Raw genomic sequence first — 20,656 nt, forward strand, 5'->3', positions numbered from 1 at the left:
CTGGGGTGCCGGGACAGGCGGCTCCATGCTGCACCAGGACGTCGTCGGCGCGGCCATTCACGTAGCTCGCCTGACTCAAACGACCGCAATCAGTCAAGTTCATGCGCGCTTCTGTCATTGCCCGGCGCCGGTCTGACATTGCCGCGGAGTCCCGGAGAAAGCCTGACGAAGCTCTGCACTGACCTGTCTTGATCGCCGACTCCGGATCCGATGAACCTTGGAGCCGCGGGTCGGTGTGTTCACTCGGGGCTTTCCGGGCGCGGCGTGAGTCGCGACATGTGTTGCGGCGCGGGCGCGGCGTGAGTTGCGGCATGCGTCGCGGCACGAGTGTGAAATGTCATGCACATTACATGAATGAGGAGTGGGTACGCATGCACAGCACCTTGATCGTCGCGAGACTGGAACCAGGCGCGAGCACGGATGTGGCCCGGCTGTTCGCCGACTTCGACGCCACCGACATGCCGCACCGGATGGGCACACGGCGGCGCCAGCTCTTCTCCTACCAAGGCCTGTACTTCCACCTCCAGGACTTCGACGAGGACAACGGCGGCGCGCTGATCGAGGCGGCCAGGAGCGACCCGCGGTTCATCGGCATCAGCAACGACCTGAAGCCGTTCATCGAGGCGTACGACCCCGCGACCTGGCGTTCCCCGGCCGACGCGATGGCGTCCCGCTTCTACTCCTGGGAGGGGTCCGCGTGAGTGCCCGCCGCGTCGTCATCACCGGCCTGGAAGTCCTCGCCCCCGGTGGTGTCGGTGCCAAGAACTTCTGGAACCTGCTGAGCGAGGGCCGTACGGCGACCCGTGGCATCACCTTCTTCGACCCCACGCCGTTCCGTTCGCGCGTCGCCGCCGAGATCGACTTCGACGCGTACGAACACGGCCTGACCCCGCAGGAGATCCGCCGGATGGACCGCGCCGCGCAGTTCGCCGTGGTCGCGGCGCGCGGTGCGGTCGCCGACAGCGGTGTCGAGTTCGGCGGCCTCGACCCGTACCGGACCGGCGTCACCGTCGGCAGCGCGGTGGGCGCCACGATGGGCCTCGACGAGGAGTACCGCGTCGTCAGCGACGGCGGTCGACTCGACCTGGTCGACCACCGGTACGCGGCGCCGCACCTCTACAACCATCTCGTACCCAGTTCCTTCGCCGCCGAGGTGGCCTGGGCGGTCGGTGCCGAAGGCCCCAGCGCCGTGATCTCCACCGGCTGCACCTCCGGAATCGACTCGGTCGGCTACGCGGCCGAGCTGATCCGGGAGGGCTCGGCCGATGTCATGGTCGCCGGGTCGTCGGACGCGCCGATCTCTCCGATCACCATGGCCTGCTTCGACGCCATCAAAGCCACCACACCACGCCACGACGACCCGGCGCACGCCTCACGCCCCTTCGACGGAACGCGCAACGGATTCGTGCTGGGCGAGGGCGCAGCCGTGTTCGTCCTGGAAGAACTGGACAGCGCCCGCAGGCGAGGCGCGCACATCTACGCCGAGATCGCCGGATACGCGACCCGCTCCAACGCCTACCACATGACCGGACTGCGCCCGGACGGCGCTGAGATGGCCGAGGCCATCCGGGTCGCACTCGACGAGGCGCGGCTGCCCGGCGAGGCCATCGACTACATCAACGCGCACGGCTCGGGCACCAAACAGAACGACCGTCACGAGACCGCCGCGTTCAAGCGGAGCCTGGGCGCGCACGCCTACCGGACGCCGGTCAGCTCGATCAAGTCCATGGTGGGCCACTCCCTCGGCGCCATCGGCTCCATCGAGATCGCCGCCTCGGTGCTGGCCATGGAGTACGACGTGGTGCCTCCGACGGCCAACCTCCACACGCCCGACCCTGAGTGCGACCTCGACTACGTGCCGCTCGACGCACGCGACCAGCTGACGGACGTGGTCCTCACCGTGGGCAGTGGTTTCGGCGGATTTCAGAGCGCGATGGTGCTGGCAGGCCCGGAAAGGAGACTGGTGTGAGCACACGTACCTCCGTCGTGGTGACCGGGCTCGGCGTCGCCTCCCCGAACGGACTCGGGGCGCGCGACCACTGGGAAGCCACGCGTGGCGGCGCGAGCGGCATCGGCCGGCTGACCCGCTTCGACCCGTCGGGCTACCCGGCCAAGCTGGCCGGTGAGATATCCGGGTTCGCCGCCGAGGAGCATCTGCCGAGCCGGCTCATCCCGCAGACCGACCGAATGACCAGGATCGCTCTCGCCGCAGCCGACTGGGCACTGGCCGACGCGGGCGTACGCCCCGGTGAGCTCGCGGGTTTCGACATGGGTGTCGTCACGGCGAGCGCGTCCGGCGGCTTCGAGTTCGGTCAGAACGAACTGCGCAATCTGTGGAGCCGGGGCAGCCAGTACGTCTCCGCATACCAGTCGTTCGCCTGGTTCTACGCCGTCAACAGCGGCCAGATCTCCATCCGTAACGGCATGAAGGGACCCAGTGGGGTCGTCGTCAGCGATCAGGCAGGCGGGCTCGACGCGGTCGCCCTGGCCCGTCGGCAGATCCGCAGAGGCACCCGGCTGGTCGTCTCGGGAGGCGTCGACGCCTCCCTGTGCCCATGGGGCTGGGTCGCGCAGCTGGCGAGCGGACGCCTCAGCACCAGCGAGGATCCCGGCCGCGCCTACCTCCCCTTCGACCGCGACGCCCAGGGCCATGTGCCGGGCGAAGGCGGCGCGATCCTGATCCTGGAGGACGCCGAAGCGGCCGGGGAACGAGGCGCGCGCAGTTACGGGGAGGTCGCCGGATACGGTGCCACGTTCGATCCGAGACCCGGCAGCGGGCGTCCGCCGGCACTGCGCAAGGCCGTCGAACTGGCCCTGGCCGACGCGGCGGTGGACCCGGCCGACATCGACGTCGTCTTCGCCGACGCGGCCGCCGAACCGGAGCTGGACCGCGCCGAGGCCGACGCGCTCGTCGCGGTGTTCGGGCCGCGCGGCGTCCCGGTCAGCGCGCCCAAGACGATGACCGGCAGGCTCTACTCGGGCGCCGCACCGCTGGACCTGGCCACCGCACTGCTCGCTCTGCGCGACGGTGTGATTCCCGCAGCGGTGAACGTCCGGCTCTCACCCGACTACGACCTCGACCTCGTGGTCGACCGGTCGCGCAACGCCGTGCTGCGTACCGCGCTGGTACTGGCCCGTGGCCACGGCGGCTTCAACTCCGCCGTCGTGCTGCGAGCCCCCGCGTCGTCCGGCCCCGGCCACTGATCACCCCACCGGAAGGACTTTCCCTTGTCTGCCGAGCTTTTCACCCTCGCCGATCTCAAGCAGATCCTCCTGGAGGCCGCAGGTGTCGAAGAGGGCGTCGATTTCGACGGAGACGTCCTGGACACCGAGTTCGAAGCACTCGGCTACGAGTCGCTGGCCCTGCTGGAGACCGGCGGACGCATCGAGCGCGCGTACGGCATCGACCTCGACGACGACGTGCTGACCAACGCCGTCACACCGCGCGCCCTCATCGGCGCTGTCAACGAACTGCTGACCGTCTCCCGAACGGCCTGAGAGGACCACCATGACCGACACCACCACGGCCGGGGCCGGCCGCGTCGCTCTTGTCACCGGGGCCACCAGCGGAATCGGCCTGGCCGTCGCCCGGCTGCTCGGCTCCCAGGGGCACCGCGTGTTCATCGGCGCCCGCGACGCGCAGAACGTCGAAGCCACCGTCAAGGAACTCACCTCCGAGGGGCTCGACGTGTCCGGCTCGGTCGTCGACGTCCGGGACGCCGAAGCGGTACGGGCATTCGTCCGCGCCGCCGTCGACCGGTTCGGCACGATCGACGTACTCGTCAACAACGTGGGCCGCTCGGGCGGCGGCGTCACCGCCGACATCCCCGACGAGCTGTGGGAGGACGTCATCGAGACCAACCTCACCAGCGTGTTCCGGCTCACCCGCGAAGTCCTCACCTCCGGCGGCCTGCGCGAAAAGGAGCGGGGCCGCATCATCAACATCGCCTCCACGGCCGGCAAACAGGGCGTGGTGCTCGGCGCCCCCTACTCCGCTTCCAAGCACGGCGTGGTCGGCTTCACCAAAGCCCTCGGCAACGAACTGGCCCCCACCGGGATCACCGTCAACGCAGTCTGCCCCGGGTACGTCGAGACACCGATGGCGCAGCGGGTCCGGCAGGGTTACGCCGCCGCGTACGACACCACCGAGGACGCGATCCTGGAGAAGTTCCGGGCGAAGATCCCGCTCGGCAGGTACTCGACGCCCGACGAAGTCGCGGGCCTGGTCGGCTACCTCGCCTCGGACACCGCCGCCTCCATCACGGCACAGGCACTGAACGTCTGCGGCGGCCTCGGCAACTTCTGAGCCGGCCCCACTCGCCCGGATCTCAGTCACCCGGACCCACTCACCGGGACTCCCAGCTCCGAATCGCCACCGAAGCTCCGATCGTCACCGAACCCATCGAGGAGAAGCGACCATGACGACCCGTGAGGTCGAGCACGAGATCACCGTCGGCGCGCCCGCGCCGGCCGTCTATCGCCTACTGGCCGAAGTGGTGAACTGGCCCCGGATCTTCCCGCCCACCATCCACGTCGACCAGGTCGAGCGGAGCGGCGACGAGGAACGCATCCGGATCTGGGCCACGGCGGGCGACGAGGCGAAGAACTGGACCTCGCGCCGCACCCTGGACCCGGACGGTCTGCGCATCACCTTCCGGCAGGAGACCAGCGCACCGCCGGTCGCCGCGATGGGCGGTGCCTGGATCATCGAACCGCTCGGCGAGCGGGATTCCCGGGTACGGCTGCTGCACGACTACCGTGCCGTCGACGACGACCCGGCCGGTCTCGCCTGGATCGACGACGCGGTGGACCGCAACAGCCGATCGGAACTGGCCGCGCTGCGCACCAACGTGGAAGCCGCGCACGCCGCCGAGGACCTGACGTTCTCCTTCACCGACAGCGTGACCGTGACCGGAGGGGCGAAGGACCTCTTCGACTTCGTCGACGAGGCCGGCCGATGGGCCGAGCGGCTGCCGCACGTGGCGTCCGTACGCCTCACCGAGGACACCCCCGGCCTCCAGACACTGGAGATGGACACCCGGGCCAAGGACGGATCCACGCACACCACCAAGTCGTACCGCGTGACGTTTCCCCATCACCGCATCGCCTACAAACAGGTCACCCTGCCGGCGCTGCTCACCCTGCACACCGGAATCTGGACCTTCGAGGAGACCGCGAACGGCGCCGTCGCCTCCTCCCAGCACACGGTCACCCTCAACACCGGCAACATCGCCGCCGTCCTCGGGCCCGAGGCCACCACGGACGACGCCCGGAAGTACGTGCACACCGCCCTGTCCACCAACAGCCTGGCCACCCTCGGCCACGCCAAGGAGTACGCCGAGGGCCTCGCCGGAGAGCGGGGTTGACGTGCCGGGCAACCGCCTGGACACCCAGGTCGTCGTCGTCGGCGCGGGACCGGTCGGGCTGCTGCTCGCCGGGGAACTGCGTCTCGGCGGCGCGCAAGTCGTCGTACTGGAACGGCGTGCGGCGCCCACCACCGATTCGCGTGCGTCGACCCTGCACGCCCGCACCATGGAAATCCTCGACAGCCGGGGGCTGCTGGACGGGATTCCCGTCCCGCCGAACGACCCGCGTGGACACTTCGCCGGAATTCCGCTCGACCTGACGCTGCCCAGCAGCTTCCCGGGCCAGTGGAAGGTGCCGCAGTTCGACACCGAACGGCTGCTGGGGCGGTGGGCGGCCGGGCTGGGCGCCGAGATCCGGCGTGGCCACGAGGTACGGGCGGTCACCGACACGGGGGAGTACGTCGAGGCCGAGGCATCCGGCGACGACGGTCCCGTACTGGTGCGCGGCACCCACCTCGTCGCCTGCGACGGCGAGGACAGCACCGTCCGCGACCTCATCGGCGCGGACTTCCCCGGCCACCAGGCACGTCGCGAACTACTGCGAGCCGATGTCGAGGGAATCAAGGTGCCCGACCGGAGGTTCGAACGGCGGCCGGACGGCCTGGCCATCGCGGCCCGGCGGGCCGACGGAGTGACCCGGATCATGGTGCACGAGCACGGCGTCCGGCCGCCGCACCGTACCGGCGCGCTCACCTTCGGCGAGATCTCACAGGCGTGGAAGCGGGTCACCGGCGAGGACATCAGCGGCGGCACCCCGCTGTGGGCGAACGCGTTCGGCGATGCGGCGGGTCAGCTCGCGCACTACCGGCATGGCCGCGTCCTGTTCGCAGGGGACGCGGCGCACCGGCAGCTGCCCATCGGGGGCCAGGCGCTCAATCTGGGCCTTCAGGACGCCTTCAACCTGGGGTGGAAACTGGCCGCCGAGGTCACCGGCCGCGCCCACCCCGAGCTGCTCGACAGCTACCACACCGAACGGCACACGACCGGCCGACGCGTGCTCTGGGCGATCCAGGCCCAGGCCATGCTGCTGCTCGGCGGCCCCGAGGCGGAGCCGCTTCGCACCCTGATCACCGAACTGATCGCCCACGAAGACGTACGTGCCCATCTCGCCGCCACGATCAGCGGACTCGACATCCGCTACGACGTCGGTGGTCCGTCGCACCCGCTCGTCGGGGCCCGGCTGCCGGAGACACCGCTGGCGGCGTCCGCGTCGGGCGGGGCGACCAGTACGGAGGTACTGCGCTCCGGCCGGGGCCTGCTGCTCGGCCCCGGCCCGGACCCCGGGCGCGTCCTCGGACCCGCTCCCGGCGGCCTTGGCATCCCTTTCGCCACGCCGGTTCCGTCGCACCCCGGGACGGACGGCGCCGGCTGGACTCTCGTAAGGCCCGACGGCCACGTCGTATGGACGGACCCGTCCGACACACCGCCACGGGAGGGACCCACGGAGGCACTGACCCGCTGGTTCGGCCGCGCCTGACCCCGGGCCGCCCGGCGCACGTACGTACCCGCAGACCGCACCCGAAGGGAATCCCCTGCCATGCCTCTGATCTCGCCCGACGACGGCCATCTGACCGTGTTCAACCTCTTCGAGACGGACACCGCGCCGCTCCAGGAGGACGTGCTCGACGCGATGCGCGACATCATCGACAACGCCGACTACCCCGGCTGGATCTCCTCGACGCTGCACGCCGGCGTCGACGAACCGGGAACCGTCAACTACATCCAGTGGCGCAGCGCCGCCGATCTCCAAGCGCGCTACGAAGGACAGAAGTTCCGGCGCGGGACCGTGCCGCTCTTCCACAAACTCGCCCGGACCGTAAGGCTGTTGAAGACCGAACTCGCCTTCACCCAGCACCACCCCTCACTGGATGGCGGCATCGAGATCTCGCCGCGGCGTGACGACTACACCGTACTGATCGTGCTGGACACGAAACCCGAGGACCAGCGGAAACTCCTGGACACACTCACCGAGCCCGACGAGTGGATCAAGACGGTGCCCGGCTACCGGTCGCACACCTACTTCCGCGGTGTGGACGGCACCTTCGTCGTCAACTACGCCCAGTGGGAGAGCAAGGAACTCTACGACGCCTTCCACACACTGCCCGAGGAGGAACGCCCCGCCGGCATCCGCGACGGCAGGAACCGTGCGCGCTCCCTGGTCACCGGCCGCCAGGCCAACACCTACCGGGTGACCCACTCCCGGTCGGCGAAGGACTGACCGGGATGACACCCGAGGAAGAGCCCGTCCGGGACACCGACGTCATCGTCGTCGGCGCGGGACCCACCGGGCTGACACTCGCCGGCGAACTGCGTCTGGGCGGAGCCCGCGTCACCGTCGTGGAACGGCTGGCAGCGCCCACCGGGCAGTCCAGGGGCCTTGGCTTCACGGCCCGCGCCATGGAGGCGTTCGACCAGCGGGGTCTGCTGCCCCGGTTCGGGCAGGGCGAGACACCGGACATCAGCCCGGTGGGCCACTTCGGCGGGGTGCGGTTCGACTACACCGTGCTGCCGGGCGCCCACTTCGGAGCCCGTGGCATACCGCAGTCGCTGACCGAGTCGGTCCTGGAGACATGGGCGACCGGTCTCGGCGCCGTCATCCACCGCGGCTGGGAGTTCACCCGGTCGCACCGGGGGGCCGGGCCCCACGACCGCGCGGTGGAGATCACCGTACGGACGCCCGAAGGCCCGCGACGGCTGAGTGCCGCGTACCTCGTGGGCGCCGACGGCGGCCACAGCCCGGTGCGCGCGGCGGCCGGAATCGACTTCCCCGGCACACCCGCCTCCCGAGTGATGTACCTCGCCGATGTGGTGGGCCGCTCGCTGCGCCCCCGCCCCCTCGGTGAACGACTGGAGCACGGCATGGTGATGGCGGCCCCGCTGGGCGACGGGGTGGACCGCATCATCGTCTGCCCGGACGGCGCAACGCCCCGCGAGGACGCGGCGCCCGTGACGTTCGCGGAGGTGGCGGAAGCATGGCTGCGGCTCACGGGTGAGGACATCGCCGACGCCGGGACCCAGTGGGTGAGTTCCTTCACCGACGCCACCCGCCAGGCGTCCACGTACCGGCGCGGCCGGGTCCTGCTCGCCGGGGACGCCGCCCACGTCCATCTGCCGGCCGGCGGCCAGGGGATGAGCACCGGCATCCTGGACGCCGTCAACCTCGGCTGGAAACTCGCCGCCGTGATCCGCGGCACCGCTGTCGGCACACTGCTGGACACCTACCACGACGAGCGGCACCCGGCCGGCGCCAGGCTGCTGGCCAACACCCGCGCCCAGGGGACGGTCTTCCTCGGCGGCCGCGAGTCGGACCCACTGCGTGCCCTGTTCGCCGAACTCATCGAGTACGACGACGTCAAACGCCACCTGGCCGGCTTCGTCAGCGGGCTGGACACCCGATACGACCTCGACGGGGACCATCCGCTGCTCGGCCGGCGCGTCGCGCCCCGCGTACTGGTCGGGCCCGCGGGGGAGACCAGCACCACCCGGCTCCTGCGCCCCGCACGCGGTGTGCTGCTCGACCTCGCCGACGACCCGGCGGTGCGGACGGCCGTCGCACCCTGGCACGACCGGGTGGCCGCCACCACGGCGACCCCGAAGCCGCTCGACGACCGGGACGACGAACTGGCCGGACTGGCCGCCCTGTTGATACGCCCCGACGGCCACACGGCCTGGGTTTCGGCCGCCACCGGGGGCGAAGGACTCAGCGCCGCCCTGCACCGCTGGTTCGGTCCGCCCGCCCGGCCGGCCTCCCGGACGGGGGACGCGTGATGGCTCGACCGTCCCCAGCACCCACCCGAAAGGCAGATCCGGCATGAGTGCCGTCACCACCACCGAAGAGACCGTGGCCGCGTTGCGGGCCGAGCTCCGCGACCTCAGGGACCGGGCCGAACTCACCGCCCTCGGCGACCGCTACGTCACCCACCTCGACCGGGACCGGAACCGGGACGACTGGTTCGGCTCGGTCTTCACCGACGACGTCCGTCTCACCTTCCCCATGGGCGAGTACAAGGGGACGGCGGGCCTCGCCGAGTTCCAGGAACTGGCCCGCACCACGTTCGAACGCACCCATCACACCGCTTCCAACCACACCGTCGACCTCGACGGCGACCGGGCCAGGATCCGGGCCCACCTGACCGCCGTACACGTACGTAACGCCGCCGAACCCGGCACCCACTTCACCATCGGCGGCCACTACGAGGCCGACGCCGTCCGCACCGCCGACGGCTGGCGGATCAACCGCTTCGTCTTCGACCTGGTGTGGCACGAAGGGCAGGGCCCGCAGGGCGCCCCGGGCCACTGACCTCGGAACCTGCAGAGCTCTGACATAGCGCACAAAGACCTGACACCGGCGCGCCTTGTACCGCCCAACGACCCGGAACAGACTTCATCCGGGCCTGTCGGTGCGTCCCGGTCCCAACCCACCGGCCACCCCCGGTACCGAGGAGGAAGCTCCGCCATGCCCCCAGGCTCCAACGAACTGCCGCTGCCCGCACAGGTGTTGCAGATCATCACCGCCGGCTGGCTCGCCCAGGCGGTCAGCGCCACGGCCGAACTCGGCGTCGCCGACGTCCTCGCCGAAGGGCCGCGCCCGGTCGCCGAGATCGCCACAGCCACTGACACGCACGCCCCCAGTCTCCACCGGCTGCTGCGGGCCGGCGCCGACATCGGTCTGTTCACCGAACACGACGGCAGGGTCTTCGAGCTGACCGAGCTGGGCAGCACTCTGCGCGCCGACAGCCCGAGCAGTCTGCGCAACTTCGCCATCTGGACCGGACTGCCCGCCGAACGCCACGCCTGGGCCGGTCTCGCCGACGCCGTACGCACCGGTCGCACCGCGTTCACCGAAGTGCTCGGCAAACCCGTCTGGGACTACTTCCACGACCACCCCGATGTGCTCGGCGTCTTCGACCGGGCCATGACCGAGGCGTCCCGGCAGATCATCGCTCCCGTCGTCGCCGCCTACGACTTCGGCAGGTTCGCCACCGTCGTGGACGCGGGCGGCGGGCGCGGCGCCCTGCTGGCCGCCGTACTGGCATCGGCACCCGGCAGCCGCGGCGTCCTGTACGACAGGCCCGAGGTCATCGCGGGCGCGGGAGCGCCGTTGCGCGACGCCGGTGTGGACGACCGGGCCGAGCTGGTCCCCGGAGACTTCTTCGACTCCGTACCGGCCGGCGCCGACGCCGTGATCCTGTCCAACATCATCCATGACTGGGACGACGAGCAGTCGCGGCGCATCCTCGTCAACGCCCGGGACGCGCTGACCGACGGCGGGCATGTCCTGCTGGTGGAGGCGGTGCTGCCGGACCGGCCCCGGCCCTCGCCCACGGTCTCCTTGATGGATCTCGACATGCTGGTGGTGGCCGGCGGCCGGCAGCGCACCGCCGCCGAGTTCGAGACCCTGCTGGCCGAGTCGGGCCTCAAACTGTCGCGCATCGTGCCGGGCGGACACTGCAGCGTCGTCGAGGCCGTACGCGCCTGACATCCGCCCGGCGCCGGACTCGCCGGGTCCGCGTCACCTCCGGCGCCGGGCGGGCTCTCCCGTAACCAGCACAAGGAAAGAGAGTAGGCACCAGCCATGCCAGAACGGCTCACACACAAGCTGTGGTTCGGAATCGGACCTGGGGTCGCGGTCGCCGACGCGCCGGAGGTCGTGCGCAGCGTCGAGTACGCCGACCGGGCGGGGCTCGACTTCTTCGCCCTGTCCGACCACCCGTACTACGGCGACCGGCTGGAGGCCTACAGCACGCTCGCGCTGCTCCTCGGCCGGACCCGGAACATCACGGGCGTCACCACCGTCACCAATCTGCCGACCCGCCCGGTGCCCCTGCTGGCCCGTACCCTTTCGACGCTGTCCGCTCTCACCGGAGGCCGGATCGTTCTCGGTCTCGGCGCGGGCGGGTACTGGGACGACATCGTGCGCTTCGGTGCCACCCGGCTCGACCCGGCCGCCGCCGTACGCGCCCTGGAGGAAGCGATCGGCCTGGTCCGGGCGCTGTCCGGCGGCGGCGGTGCGCCCGTCACCCTGGACGGCGAGTTCACCCGGATCGCCGCGCTGGATCCGGCGCCAGGCCCGGCGCCACTGATCTGGACGGGTTCCGTGGGGCCCAGGTCCCTGGCCGTCACCGGGCGTTCGGCCGACGGCTGGATACCCGGCAACGCGGCGGACTGGCACAGCGACCGCTACCGGTCGTCGCGGCCCCTCATCGACGAGGCCGCCCGCGCCGCCGGACGCGACCCCGCTGACATCGCCACCGTCTTCAATCTGCCCGCACGCATCACCGACTCGGCCGCCGTCGCCCCCCGCGACCGGTCCGGCCGGTGGCTCGGCGGATCCGTCGCCCAGTGGATCACCGAGCTGACCGGAGCCGTACTCGAACACGGCGCTTCCGGATTCGTGTACTTCGCCTCCGGCGACCCCTCGGGACAGATCGGCCTCGGCCGCTGGGCCGAGGAGATCGTGCCCGCCGTCCGTGAGGCGGTCGCCAAGGGCTGACGGCCCGTCGCCGGCCGCAGAGCGCCACAACCTCCCGTCTCCTTGCTTCCCCCGCACGTCCGCACCACCGCACATTCCAGAGAGGCCTCAGATGTCCACAAGAACCACCGGCCCGCGCCCCCGGCTCCGTCTCGCGATCGCACTGCTCGCGGTCGTTCTGCCCGTCGCGGCCTGTTCGGGCGAGGGGACCGGCGCGGGCGGCAAGGGCGACGGCACACCGCGTGACGGTGGCACGCTGCTGGTCGGCAGCGAGGCGGACCCGAGCTGCCTGGACCCACAGCAGACCGGGCAGGTCGGCGCGGTGGACATCTCCCGCTCCATGGTGGACGGGCTCACCTACCAGGACCCGAAGACGGGCAGGATCGTGCCCTGGCTGGCGAAGTCCTTCACCACCAGCGCGGACGGCAGCGCCTTCACCTTCGTACTGCGCGACGGCGCGACCTTCAGCGACGGCAAGCCCGTCGACGCGGCAGCGGTGAAGACCACCTTCGACAACCTGGTGAAACTGCCGGCGAACGGCGCCCCCGGCTATCTGATCGGCTACCGGGGCACCACCGTCACCGACACGCACCGGCTCACGGTGAAGTTCGACACGGCCAACGCCCAATTCCTCCAGGCGACATCGACCGTCGGCCTGGGCATCCTGTCGCCCGCGACATTCACCGCACCGGCCGCCGAACGCTGCCGCGGCAAGTTCATCGGCTCCGGCCCGTACGTCCTGGACCACTACACCACCAACCAGGAAGCCGTCCTGAAGAAGCGCAAGGACTACGCCTGGCCGTCCGCCATCGCCACGAACAAGGGCGCGGCACACTTCGACGAGGTGAAGTTTTCCTTCATCCCGGAGGGCGGGGCCCGCACCGGCGCCCTCACCTCCGGACAGGTCCAGATCGCCAAGGCCCTTCTGCCCACCGACGAGGCCCAGTTCAAGGGCGACGGCTTCAGGATCCTGTCGGCGCCGGGCCCCGGCCTCGTGCCGCCGCTCTCCCTCAACCACAAGGGGATACTCGCCGACTACAAGGTCCGCGCGGCACTGCTCAAGGGCATTGACCGGCAGGGCCTCGTGGACTCCGTCTTCAGCTCCTCCTACAAGCCCGCCACCAGCGTGCTGTCGTCGGTCACCCCGTACTACAAGGACTTCTCGGACAAGCTGCGCTACGACGCCGAGGGCGCCAAGGCCCTTCTGGACAGCGCGGGCTGGAAGCCCGGCCAGGACGGCATCCGGGTGAAGAACGGCAGACCGCTCGCCCTCACCTGGCTGATACCCGCACCGATGCCGCCCGCCGACGAGGCCGTGCAGCAGCAGCTTCGCAAGATCGGCGTCGATGTGAAGCTGAAGCCCGTCGCACCGCCCGTCTACGTCGAACAACAGCAGAAGGGACAGTTCGACCTGACCGCCGTCGGTGTGACGCGCGCCGACCCGGACATCCTGCGCAACATCTTCCACAGCAAGGGCGACAACCTCTGGCACCTGCCGGCCGGCAGGCTCGACACCTACCTGGAGCAGCAGGTCTCGGCAACCGACGAGAAGACCCGCCAGACCGCCGTGACCGACGCGGTCGAGTGGATCCTCGACCACGCCGACACCGTTCCGCTGTACGAGGGTGCCCAGGTCCACGGCGTGTCCGACACGGTGAAGGGCTTCGGACTCGACGCCTCCAACCGGTTCGACCTGCACGACGCCTGGCTCGGCTGAGGGAAGGGGCATCTGTGAACACGGCCCTTTACGCGGTCACCCGGATACTGCGCGCGTTGTTCGTCGTCTGGGCCGCGTTCACGCTCACCTTCGCCGCGCTGCGTCTGCTGCCCGGCGATCCGGTGGCACTCATGCTGAGCGGACGCGGCGGCTTCGCTGGACTGACGCCCGAACAGATCGCCAGGACACGGGCGGAACTCGGCTTCGACCGCCCGCTGATCACCCAGTACGGATCGGCGCTCGCCGACGCGGTGCACGGTGACTTCGGCGCGTCCCTCCAGAGCGGGCAGCCGGTCTCCCGGATGATCGCCGACGCGATTCCCCCGACGCTCCAGATCGGTGGCCTCGCGTTGGTGCTCGCCCTGGTCCTCGGCACCCTCATCGGCGTGGCCGCCAACCTGACCGCGAGCCCCGTGCTGCGCCAACTCCTGCGGTCCATCCCATCGTTCGCGGTATCGCTGCCGTCATTCTGGGTGGGGCTCATCCTGATCCAGCTGCTGTCCTTCCAATGGCACCTCTTTCCCTCACTCGGGAACAGCGGTGTGCAGAGCCTGATCCTTCCCGCCTGCACCATGGCGATCCCGGGGTGCGCACTGGTGGCGCAGGTGCTGGGCAAGAGCCTGCACACCACCCTTCAGGAGCCGTACGCCGACACCGTGCGGGCCACCGGGGCGGGCAGGGCCCGGCTGCTGTTCGGGCACGGGCTGCGCAACGCGGCCGTCCCGGCCGTGACCGTGGTCGGCCTGCTCGTCGGGTCTCTGATCGGCGGCGCCGTCGTCGTCGAGACGGTGTTCTCACGCCCCGGCATGGGCCGCATCACCCAGTCCGCCGTCTCGGCCCAGGATCTGCCCGTCGTCCAGGGGGTTGTGGTCGTCGCCGCCCTCGCCTTCGCGGTGGTGAATCTGCTGATCGACCTGGTCTACCCGGTGCTCGATCCCAGAATCCGCTCGACGGGGCGGCTGGTGACCACATGACGAACCCGACGAAGACACCCGTCGCACCAGGGCCGGCACGGGAGCCCGGACCCGCGCAGATCCAGGACGAGCGGCAGCCCGCCCGGCAACCCGCACGGATCCGGCGAACACTGGGCGCGCCCCTGCGTTCGCCGGGCGTCACCCTCTCCGTCCTGGTGCTCCTGCTGGTCCTCGGCTGGGCCGTCGTACCCGAGTGGTTCACCGGCCGCAGTCCGCTCACCGGGATTCCGGGCGAGCGGTTCCAGCCACCCGGCACCGAACACCTCTTCGGGACCGACCAGCTGGGCCGCGACATCTACGCGCGAGTGGTGCACGGCGCGTCCCTGTCGCTGCGCGCCACCGCCGCCGCCCTCCTGATCGCACTGGTGGGCGGGGTGGTGCTCGGCCTGGTCGCCGGCTTCTTCGGCCGCTGGGCAGATGCCGTCATCATGCGGATCGTCGAGATCATGCTGTCGGTGCCGCCGGTGCTGCTGTCGCTCACCATCATCACCGCGCTCGGCTTCGGCACCGGACAGGTCGCCATCGCGATCGGTGTGACCAGTGTCGCCGCCTTCGCCCGAGTCATGCGCGCCGAAGTGCTGCGGGTGCGGACGGCACCGTACGTCGAGGCGGCGATCCTCTGCGGCACCCGGTGGTGGCGCATCCTGCCCCGCTACATCCTGCCCGCCGCGATCGGCCCCGTACTCGCCCTGGCCGCCCTCGACTTCGGCCTGGTCGTCCTCGCCATCTCCAGCCTCAGCTTCCTCGGTTACGGGGAGCCACCGCCGGCCCCCGAGTGGGGAGCACTGGTCGCCGAAGGCCGTAACTACCTGGCCACATCCTGGTGGCTGACCACCCTGCCCAGTCTCACCGTGACCGTCGTCGTACTCGCCGCCAACCGGCTCTCGCGGGTGCTGGAAGCAGAAGGGAGAAACCGGTGAACGTGGTGAACCCGGCTCCCGGCACAGCGCCGCCGGCCGAACGGACCGACACCCCACTGCTGGCCGTCCGGGGCCTGCGGATCGGCTACCGCACCTCCGACGGCACCCACATCGCCGTCGACGGCCTCGACCTGACGGCCGCCGCAGGCCAGATCACCGCCGTCGTCGGCGAATCCGGCTCGGGAAAGAGCAGCACGGCCCACGCGCTGATCGGACTGCTGCCCGCGGGCGGCAGCGTCCTGGGCGGCTCGGTCCGCCTCCAGGGCGAGGAGCTGACCGGACTCGGCGAGCGCGCCTGGCGGGAGGTGCGAGGGCGTCGCATCGGACTGATCCCGCAGGATCCCGGCCTCTCCCTCGACCCCGTCAAACCGGTCGGCGGCCAGGTCGCCGAGGTGCTCCGGGTACACGGTCCGGCAACCCGCAGGGACGCCACGGCCCGAGCCGTCGACCTGCTGGCCGAGGCCGGGCTGCCCGACCCGGCGCAACGGGCCCGCCAGTACCCGCACGAACTGTCCGGAGGCATGCGCCAGCGCGTCCTCATCGCCATCGCCACCGCCGCCCGGCCGCGTCTGCTGGTGGCCGACGAACCCACGTCGGCACTCGACGTCACGGTGCAGCGGCAGATCCTCGACCACCTCCAGGGCGTCGTGACCACCAGCGGCACCGCGATGCTTCTGATCACCCACGATCTCGCCGTGGTGGCCGACCGCGCCCAGCACATGGTGGTGATGTCACAGGCCCGGGTGGTCGAAGCGGGCCCCACCGAGCAGGTGCTCACCGATCCCCAGCACCCCTACACGCGCAGGCTGCTGGCCGACGCACCCACCATCACAGCGCGAGCACCGCGCCGTAACCGCACCGACGGCACCGACACAACCGAGCCGCCGGACGCGTCACGCGACTCCGCGGCCGCGGAGGCAACGGCTGCCACGGCGGCTCCGCTGCTCCGGGTGACCGGGCTGACCCGCGCCTTCCCCGTCCGGGGCGCGGCCCTGTCCCGGCGCCGCTCGCGCACGGCCGTCGACGGCGTCGGATTCGAGCTGGGCAGAGGCGAAACACTGGGTCTCGTCGGCGAGTCCGGATCCGGCAAGTCGACCACCGCGCGCATGATCCTCGGCCTGGAACGGGTCGACAGCGGCACGGTCCTGCTGGACGGCGCCGACGTCACCACCGTACGGGGAGCCGCCCGCCGCGCCCTGCACCGCCGCATCCAGTTCGTCTACCAGAACCCCTACGCCTCGCTGAACCCCCGCTTCACCGTCGAGGAACTGCTCACCGAGCCGCTGCGCAACCACCACATCGGCGCCAAGGACGAGCGGGGCGGGACCGTGCGGCGCCTGCTGGCCGACGTGGCACTGCCCGCGGGAACCGAGCGCCGCAAGGCGGCCGAACTGTCCGGCGGGCAGCGCCAGCGGGTCGCCATCGCCCGCGCGCTGGCCCTCGGACCCGAACTCCTGGTGTGCGACGAGCCGGTCTCCGCACTCGACGTCACCGTCCAGGCCCGCATCCTGGAGCTGCTCATCGACCTCCAGGAGCGGCACGGCCTGAGCTATCTCTTCATCTCCCACGACCTGGCGGTCGTCGCCCGGGTCAGCGACCGGATCGCCGTCATGCGCGACGGCCGGATCGTGGAGAGCGGCCCCGCCGACGAGCTGCTGCGCTCACCGAGCCACCCCTACACCAAGGAACTGCTGGCCGCCGTCCCCGGCGACCGGCGCATCAACAGCGCAACGGAGGACACCTCATGGAGCTAGGGCTCATCACCTTCGGCAGCCTTCTCCCCGACCCGCTCACGGGCGAGGCCCTCACCCAGCAGCAGCGGCTGCGGGACGTGGTGCGCGCCGCCTCCGAGGCGGAGGAGGCCGGCTTCGCCTGGTACACCATCGGGGAACACCACTTCGGTGAGCGGGACGTGATCCCCTCGCCCGCACTGGTGCTGGCAGCGATAGCCGAGCACACATCGACGATCCGGCTCGCCACCGGCACCACACTCGTGGCCAACCGCGACCCGATCCTGGTCGCCGAGGACTACGCCCTGGTCGACCTGTTGTCCGGCGGCCGGCTGGAACTCATGGCGGGCGGCTCCTTCTTCCCCGAGCCGTACGCGGTCTTCGACCAGGCTCCGGAGACGAAAGCGGCGCGCAAGCGCGAGAACACCGAGCTGCTGCTGCGGCTGTGGACCGAGGAGCGCGTCACCTGGCAGGGCGAGTTCCGACCGCCGCTGAACGAAGTCACCGTTCAGCCCCGGCCGCTCCAGTCCCGTCCGCCGATCTGGATCAGCGGCGGCGTCGGGCCGGAGTCCGTGCATCTCGCCGTCGACCACGGACTGCCACTGGTGGTGGGCACCACCGCCCGCGCGCCGGGGGTGTTCGCGCCGGTCTTCGACTCCTACCGCACCCTGTGGAGCGAGAGCGGGCGCACCGACCCGCCCGGCAGGCTGGGCGCTGCCAGCCATGTCTTCGTCGCCGAGTCGTCCCAGCGGGCACGCTCGCTGTGGGCCTCGTACATGAACAACTATCTGACCGTGAAGAAGCCCGGCAACACACACTTTTCCACTCCGCCGGACTTCGACACGTACATCGGCCCCAACGGGCCCGCGATCTGCGGCAGCCCCGCCGAGGTCGTCGACAAGCTGGGCCGGCTGCACGAGCTGTGGGGCCACGATCTGCATCTGCTCGCCATCGATGTGGGCGGCATCCCCTACGCGCAGGTACGGGCGGCCACCGAGCTCACCGCCGCCGAAGTGCTGCCCCAGGTCGCGGGACTCGGCTCGGGAACGGTGGCAGCCGGTGCCTGACAAGGAGATGCGCGAACTCGCCCCGCCGCCCGTCGTCGACGCCGCCTGGGTGCGCGAACACCGCGAAAGCCTCGTGCTCGTCGATGTGCGCTGGTTCCTGGACGGCCGCAGCGGCCACGACGCCTATCTCGCCGGACATCTGCCCGGTGCGGTCTGGGCCGACGTCGACACCGTCCTGTCCGCGCCGCCCGACGAGACCGGCGGGCGGCACCCGCTGCCCGACCCGGCCGACTTCGCGCGGGCGCTCGGCGAGCTCGGCATCGGGGACGGCACGGCGGTGGTGGCCTACGACGCCGACGGCGGCCCGTACGCCGCCCGGCTGGTGTGGCTGCTGCGCCGCACCGGCAGGTCCGCCGCCCTCCTCGACGGCGGTCTGGCCGGCTGGCCCGACGGTACGGAGACCGGTGATGTGATACTCCCCGAGGCGTGGCTGACCCCGGTCGAGTGGCCGGCGGAGGCCCTGCGGAGCGCCGAAGAGGTGGCGGCGGGCGACGCCGTCGTCCTGGACGCCCGCGCCGCCGACCGGTATTCGGGCGACACCGTACTGCCGACGGACATCCGCTCCGGCCACATCCCCGGCGCCCGCAGCGCACCCTGGAGCGCCAACCTCACGGCGGACGGGACCTTCGCCACGCCCATGCAACTGAGGGAACGCTACGAGGAGTTGGGAGTGCGCGAGGGGGTGGAGGTCGTCGTCTACTGCGGTAGCGGGGTCACCGCCTGCCACGACCTGCTGGCGCTCGAACACGCCGGAATCACCGGCGCCGCCCTCTACCCGGGCTCCTGGTCCGCCTGGTCGGCGGACCTCTCCCGGCCGGTGGCGACGGGACAGGAACCCGGACAGTAGGCGGCGGGGATCACCAGCCGGTGCCGAACCGGGCCATCGGCTCGATCAGTTCACCCTCCTCGTACGCGAGGTGCGACAGAAGAGTGTCCGTGAGCAGGTCCATGGCCGCCCGCAGCCCGTCCCGGCCCGTCTCGTCGCCCGCGAAGGCGACTAGCTCGCGGTCGATCCGCTCGATCACGCCCTGTATGGCGTGATGCTCCTCGGTGAGCCGGTCGAGCACCGGGCCGAGAAGCGGATCGGAATCGCGTAGGTACGGGAAGAGATCCTGGTCCTCCCGGGTGTGGTGCACGGTGGTCACCCGGCAGTACGAAGCGCAGTAGGCGCCGAGCGTCCAGATATTCTGACGCAGGCTCAGTTTCTGGATCTCGGACCGGGCCCCGCCCGGATCGCGGGTGTCGGCCAGCACCTCCCGCACCACCTCGCCGAGCCGTTCGAGATCGGCGCGGAGCTGGTCGTGCGCTGCGACCAGGTTGCGGGCCGGCTCCTGTTCGCGGTGCGGGTAGCGCCGTCCGGGGTCGGCGGGCGGTCCGGTGGGGCGGGTCGACTCGTCCCACAGCCGCTCGGTGGACCGGCGCACACCGGGGGCCGGTGCGGGCCGTACGGAGAGACGGTCCGCGGAGGTGGCGGTCGCCGCCCGGATCCTGTCCGGTCGTTGGTTCCGCAGGTCCGGCAGAGCTGCCGCCCGGCCGCGTCCGGCGGCCACCAGTTCACGGGTGGCGGGCACCACCTCCTCGGCGAACATCTGGATCAGGTCCGGCTGCTGCGCGGGCAGGAGGAACGCGCTCGTCCCGTGCTCCAGGGTGAGCGCCGCCAACTGCTCGGGCCACGCGTCCGGCGCTCCCCGGGGGAAGCCGCCCGGCCCCGGCGAGAGGTTGTACAGCCGGCGCACCGCCGCCGGCGCCCGGCCCGCCGAGGCCGCGGACTCGTCGACGATGCGATGCCCGGCAGCGAGGCGGTTCGGTGGTACGTGCGGGGCGCTGGGCAGCCAGCCGTCGGCCGTCTCCCCGACCAGCCTCAGCATCCGGGGACCGACGGCGCCGACCCAGATCCCGATGGGGTGCGCGGGGGCGGGACCGGGGGAGGCGCCGTCGAGACCGTAATGCTTGCCGTCGATGTGGACCGGGCGGTCCGAGGTCCACAGCCCCCGGATGACCTCGATGGCCTCGCGGGTCGCGCGGAGTGCCTCACCGGGACTGCGGCGCGGCCCGCCGTCGGCTGCGATGGCCTCCCAGTACGACCCTGCGCCCAGGCCCAGTTCGACTCGGCCGTCGCTGAGCAGGTCCAGGCCGGCGGCGGCACGCGCCAGCATGGCCGGTGGTCGTAGCGGGAGGTTGGCGACGTTGGGGAAGACCCGTACCCGGGTGGTGGACGCTGCGATGACCGCCAGCACCGTCCAGGCGTCGAGCAGGTCCGGCCGGTACGGATGGTCCGGCACGCTCACCAGATCGAGACCGGAGCGGTCGGCGACCCGGGCCAGGGCCACCGCGTCGGCGCTGTGTCCCGCGGCCGGCACCAGGACCGTGCCGAAGAGGAGGTCGTGTCCGTAGTCAGGCATGTACGCGA

General features: G+C 71.2%; 19 protein-coding genes. 18 read left to right on the forward strand and 1 reads right to left on the reverse strand.

Annotated elements, in window-relative coordinates; translation table 11 throughout:
• Positions 1-371: 371 nt before the first annotated feature.
• From ABZ622_RS22625 to ABZ622_RS22710, 18 genes are all read left to right on the forward strand, one after another.
• Positions 372-701: a TcmI family type II polyketide cyclase gene (locus ABZ622_RS22625; RefSeq protein ID WP_360545819.1), complete on the forward strand. Its 330-nt coding sequence runs from the start codon at positions 372-374 to the stop codon at positions 699-701.
• Positions 698-1,969 carry a beta-ketoacyl-[acyl-carrier-protein] synthase family protein gene (locus tag ABZ622_RS22630; RefSeq protein ID WP_360545821.1) on the forward strand — a complete coding sequence of 424 codons (1,272 nt, stop codon included), beginning with the start codon at positions 698-700 and terminating at the stop codon, positions 1,967-1,969. Before ABZ622_RS22625 ends, ABZ622_RS22630 begins: the two co-directional genes overlap by 4 nt.
• Positions 1,966-3,204 carry a ketosynthase chain-length factor gene (locus tag ABZ622_RS22635; protein ID WP_360545823.1) on the forward strand — a complete coding sequence of 413 codons (1,239 nt, stop codon included), beginning with the start codon at positions 1,966-1,968 and terminating at the stop codon, positions 3,202-3,204. The genes ABZ622_RS22630 and ABZ622_RS22635 overlap by 4 nt, the downstream gene beginning before the upstream one ends.
• A 24-nt stretch (positions 3,205-3,228) precedes the next feature.
• Positions 3,229-3,498, forward strand: a complete 270-nt coding sequence (locus tag ABZ622_RS22640; protein ID WP_360545825.1) for an acyl carrier protein — start codon at positions 3,229-3,231, stop codon at positions 3,496-3,498.
• Between the two features lie 10 nt (positions 3,499-3,508).
• Positions 3,509-4,306, forward strand: a complete 798-nt coding sequence (gene fabG / locus ABZ622_RS22645) for a 3-oxoacyl-ACP reductase FabG (RefSeq protein ID WP_360545827.1) — start codon at positions 3,509-3,511, stop codon at positions 4,304-4,306.
• Positions 4,307-4,418: 112 nt separating this feature from the next.
• Positions 4,419-5,366, forward strand: coding sequence for an aromatase/cyclase (locus tag ABZ622_RS22650; RefSeq protein WP_360545829.1), 948 nt, complete (start codon positions 4,419-4,421; stop codon positions 5,364-5,366).
• Position 5,367: 1 nt separating this feature from the next.
• Positions 5,368-6,843 carry an FAD-dependent monooxygenase gene (locus tag ABZ622_RS22655; protein WP_360545831.1) on the forward strand — a complete coding sequence of 492 codons (1,476 nt, stop codon included), beginning with the start codon at positions 5,368-5,370 and terminating at the stop codon, positions 6,841-6,843.
• Positions 6,844-6,903: 60 nt separating this feature from the next.
• A complete protein-coding gene (locus ABZ622_RS22660; protein ID WP_360545833.1) occupies positions 6,904-7,584 on the forward strand; it encodes an antibiotic biosynthesis monooxygenase family protein in 681 nt (226 codons plus the stop codon).
• 5 nt (positions 7,585-7,589) lie between these two features.
• Entirely contained in the window at positions 7,590-9,134 is a 1,545-nt protein-coding gene (locus tag ABZ622_RS22665) for an FAD-dependent monooxygenase (RefSeq protein WP_360545835.1), read from the forward strand.
• Between the two features lie 43 nt (positions 9,135-9,177).
• Positions 9,178-9,666, forward strand: coding sequence for a nuclear transport factor 2 family protein (locus ABZ622_RS22670; protein WP_360545837.1), 489 nt, complete (start codon positions 9,178-9,180; stop codon positions 9,664-9,666).
• A 156-nt stretch (positions 9,667-9,822) separates the two neighbouring features.
• Positions 9,823-10,845 (forward strand): methyltransferase, encoded by a 1,023-nt coding sequence (locus ABZ622_RS22675; RefSeq protein WP_360545839.1) that lies wholly within the window; start codon positions 9,823-9,825, stop codon positions 10,843-10,845.
• A gap of 96 nt (positions 10,846-10,941) precedes the next feature.
• On the forward strand, positions 10,942-11,859 hold the full coding sequence (locus tag ABZ622_RS22680; protein ID WP_360545841.1) for an LLM class flavin-dependent oxidoreductase: 918 nt from the start codon (positions 10,942-10,944) through the stop codon (positions 11,857-11,859).
• Positions 11,860-11,950: 91 nt separating this feature from the next.
• Entirely contained in the window at positions 11,951-13,555 is a 1,605-nt protein-coding gene (locus ABZ622_RS22685; RefSeq protein ID WP_360545843.1) for an ABC transporter substrate-binding protein, read from the forward strand.
• A gap of 14 nt (positions 13,556-13,569) precedes the next feature.
• On the forward strand, positions 13,570-14,529 hold the full coding sequence (locus ABZ622_RS22690; protein ID WP_360545845.1) for an ABC transporter permease: 960 nt from the start codon (positions 13,570-13,572) through the stop codon (positions 14,527-14,529).
• A complete protein-coding gene (locus ABZ622_RS22695) occupies positions 14,526-15,449 on the forward strand; it encodes an ABC transporter permease (protein WP_360545847.1) in 924 nt (307 codons plus the stop codon). Before ABZ622_RS22690 ends, ABZ622_RS22695 begins: the two co-directional genes overlap by 4 nt.
• Before the next feature lie 2 nt (positions 15,450-15,451).
• Complete coding sequence (locus ABZ622_RS22700; protein WP_360545997.1) at positions 15,452-17,203, forward strand: ABC transporter ATP-binding protein; 1,752 nt, start codon at positions 15,452-15,454, stop codon at positions 17,201-17,203.
• Positions 17,194-18,246, forward strand: a complete 1,053-nt coding sequence (locus ABZ622_RS22705; RefSeq protein WP_360545849.1) for an LLM class flavin-dependent oxidoreductase — start codon at positions 17,194-17,196, stop codon at positions 18,244-18,246. The genes ABZ622_RS22700 and ABZ622_RS22705 overlap by 10 nt, the downstream gene beginning before the upstream one ends.
• Positions 18,239-19,093: a sulfurtransferase gene (locus tag ABZ622_RS22710; RefSeq protein ID WP_360545851.1), complete on the forward strand. Its 855-nt coding sequence runs from the start codon at positions 18,239-18,241 to the stop codon at positions 19,091-19,093. The genes ABZ622_RS22705 and ABZ622_RS22710 overlap by 8 nt, the downstream gene beginning before the upstream one ends.
• Positions 19,094-19,103: 10 nt before the next feature.
• Here ABZ622_RS22710 and ABZ622_RS22715 read toward each other — a convergent pair whose 3' ends face one another.
• Positions 19,104-20,648: an LLM class flavin-dependent oxidoreductase gene (locus tag ABZ622_RS22715; protein ID WP_360545853.1), complete on the reverse strand. Its 1,545-nt coding sequence runs from the start codon at positions 20,646-20,648 to the stop codon at positions 19,104-19,106.
• Between the last annotated feature and the right edge of the window lie 8 nt (positions 20,649-20,656).

The sequence above is a fragment of the Streptomyces sp. NPDC007164 genome (assembly GCF_040634135.1).
Classification (GTDB): domain Bacteria; phylum Actinomycetota; class Actinomycetes; order Streptomycetales; family Streptomycetaceae; genus Streptomyces; species Streptomyces sanglieri.

Bases quoted from the DNA above. Each gene is read 5' to 3' on its own strand.
- ABZ622_RS22625 (WP_360545819.1), top strand. From the start codon at position 372: ATGCACAGCACCTTGATCGTCGCGAGACTGGAACCAGGCGCGAGCACG.
- fabG (WP_360545827.1), top strand. From the start codon at position 3,509: ATGACCGACACCACCACGGCCGGGGCCGGCCGCGTCGCTCTTGTCACC.
- ABZ622_RS22650 (WP_360545829.1), top strand. From the start codon at position 4,419: ATGACGACCCGTGAGGTCGAGCACGAGATCACCGTCGGCGCGCCCGCG.
- ABZ622_RS22660 (WP_360545833.1), top strand. From the start codon at position 6,904: ATGCCTCTGATCTCGCCCGACGACGGCCATCTGACCGTGTTCAACCTC.
- ABZ622_RS22665 (WP_360545835.1), top strand. From the start codon at position 7,590: ATGACACCCGAGGAAGAGCCCGTCCGGGACACCGACGTCATCGTCGTC.
- ABZ622_RS22670 (WP_360545837.1), top strand. From the start codon at position 9,178: ATGAGTGCCGTCACCACCACCGAAGAGACCGTGGCCGCGTTGCGGGCC.
- ABZ622_RS22675 (WP_360545839.1), top strand. From the start codon at position 9,823: ATGCCCCCAGGCTCCAACGAACTGCCGCTGCCCGCACAGGTGTTGCAG.
- ABZ622_RS22680 (WP_360545841.1), top strand. From the start codon at position 10,942: ATGCCAGAACGGCTCACACACAAGCTGTGGTTCGGAATCGGACCTGGG.
- ABZ622_RS22685 (WP_360545843.1), top strand. From the start codon at position 11,951: ATGTCCACAAGAACCACCGGCCCGCGCCCCCGGCTCCGTCTCGCGATC.
- ABZ622_RS22695 (WP_360545847.1), top strand. From the start codon at position 14,526: ATGACGAACCCGACGAAGACACCCGTCGCACCAGGGCCGGCACGGGAG.
- ABZ622_RS22705 (WP_360545849.1), top strand. From the start codon at position 17,194: ATGGAGCTAGGGCTCATCACCTTCGGCAGCCTTCTCCCCGACCCGCTC.
- ABZ622_RS22715 (WP_360545853.1), bottom strand. From the start codon at position 20,648: ATGCCTGACTACGGACACGACCTCCTCTTCGGCACGGTCCTGGTGCCG.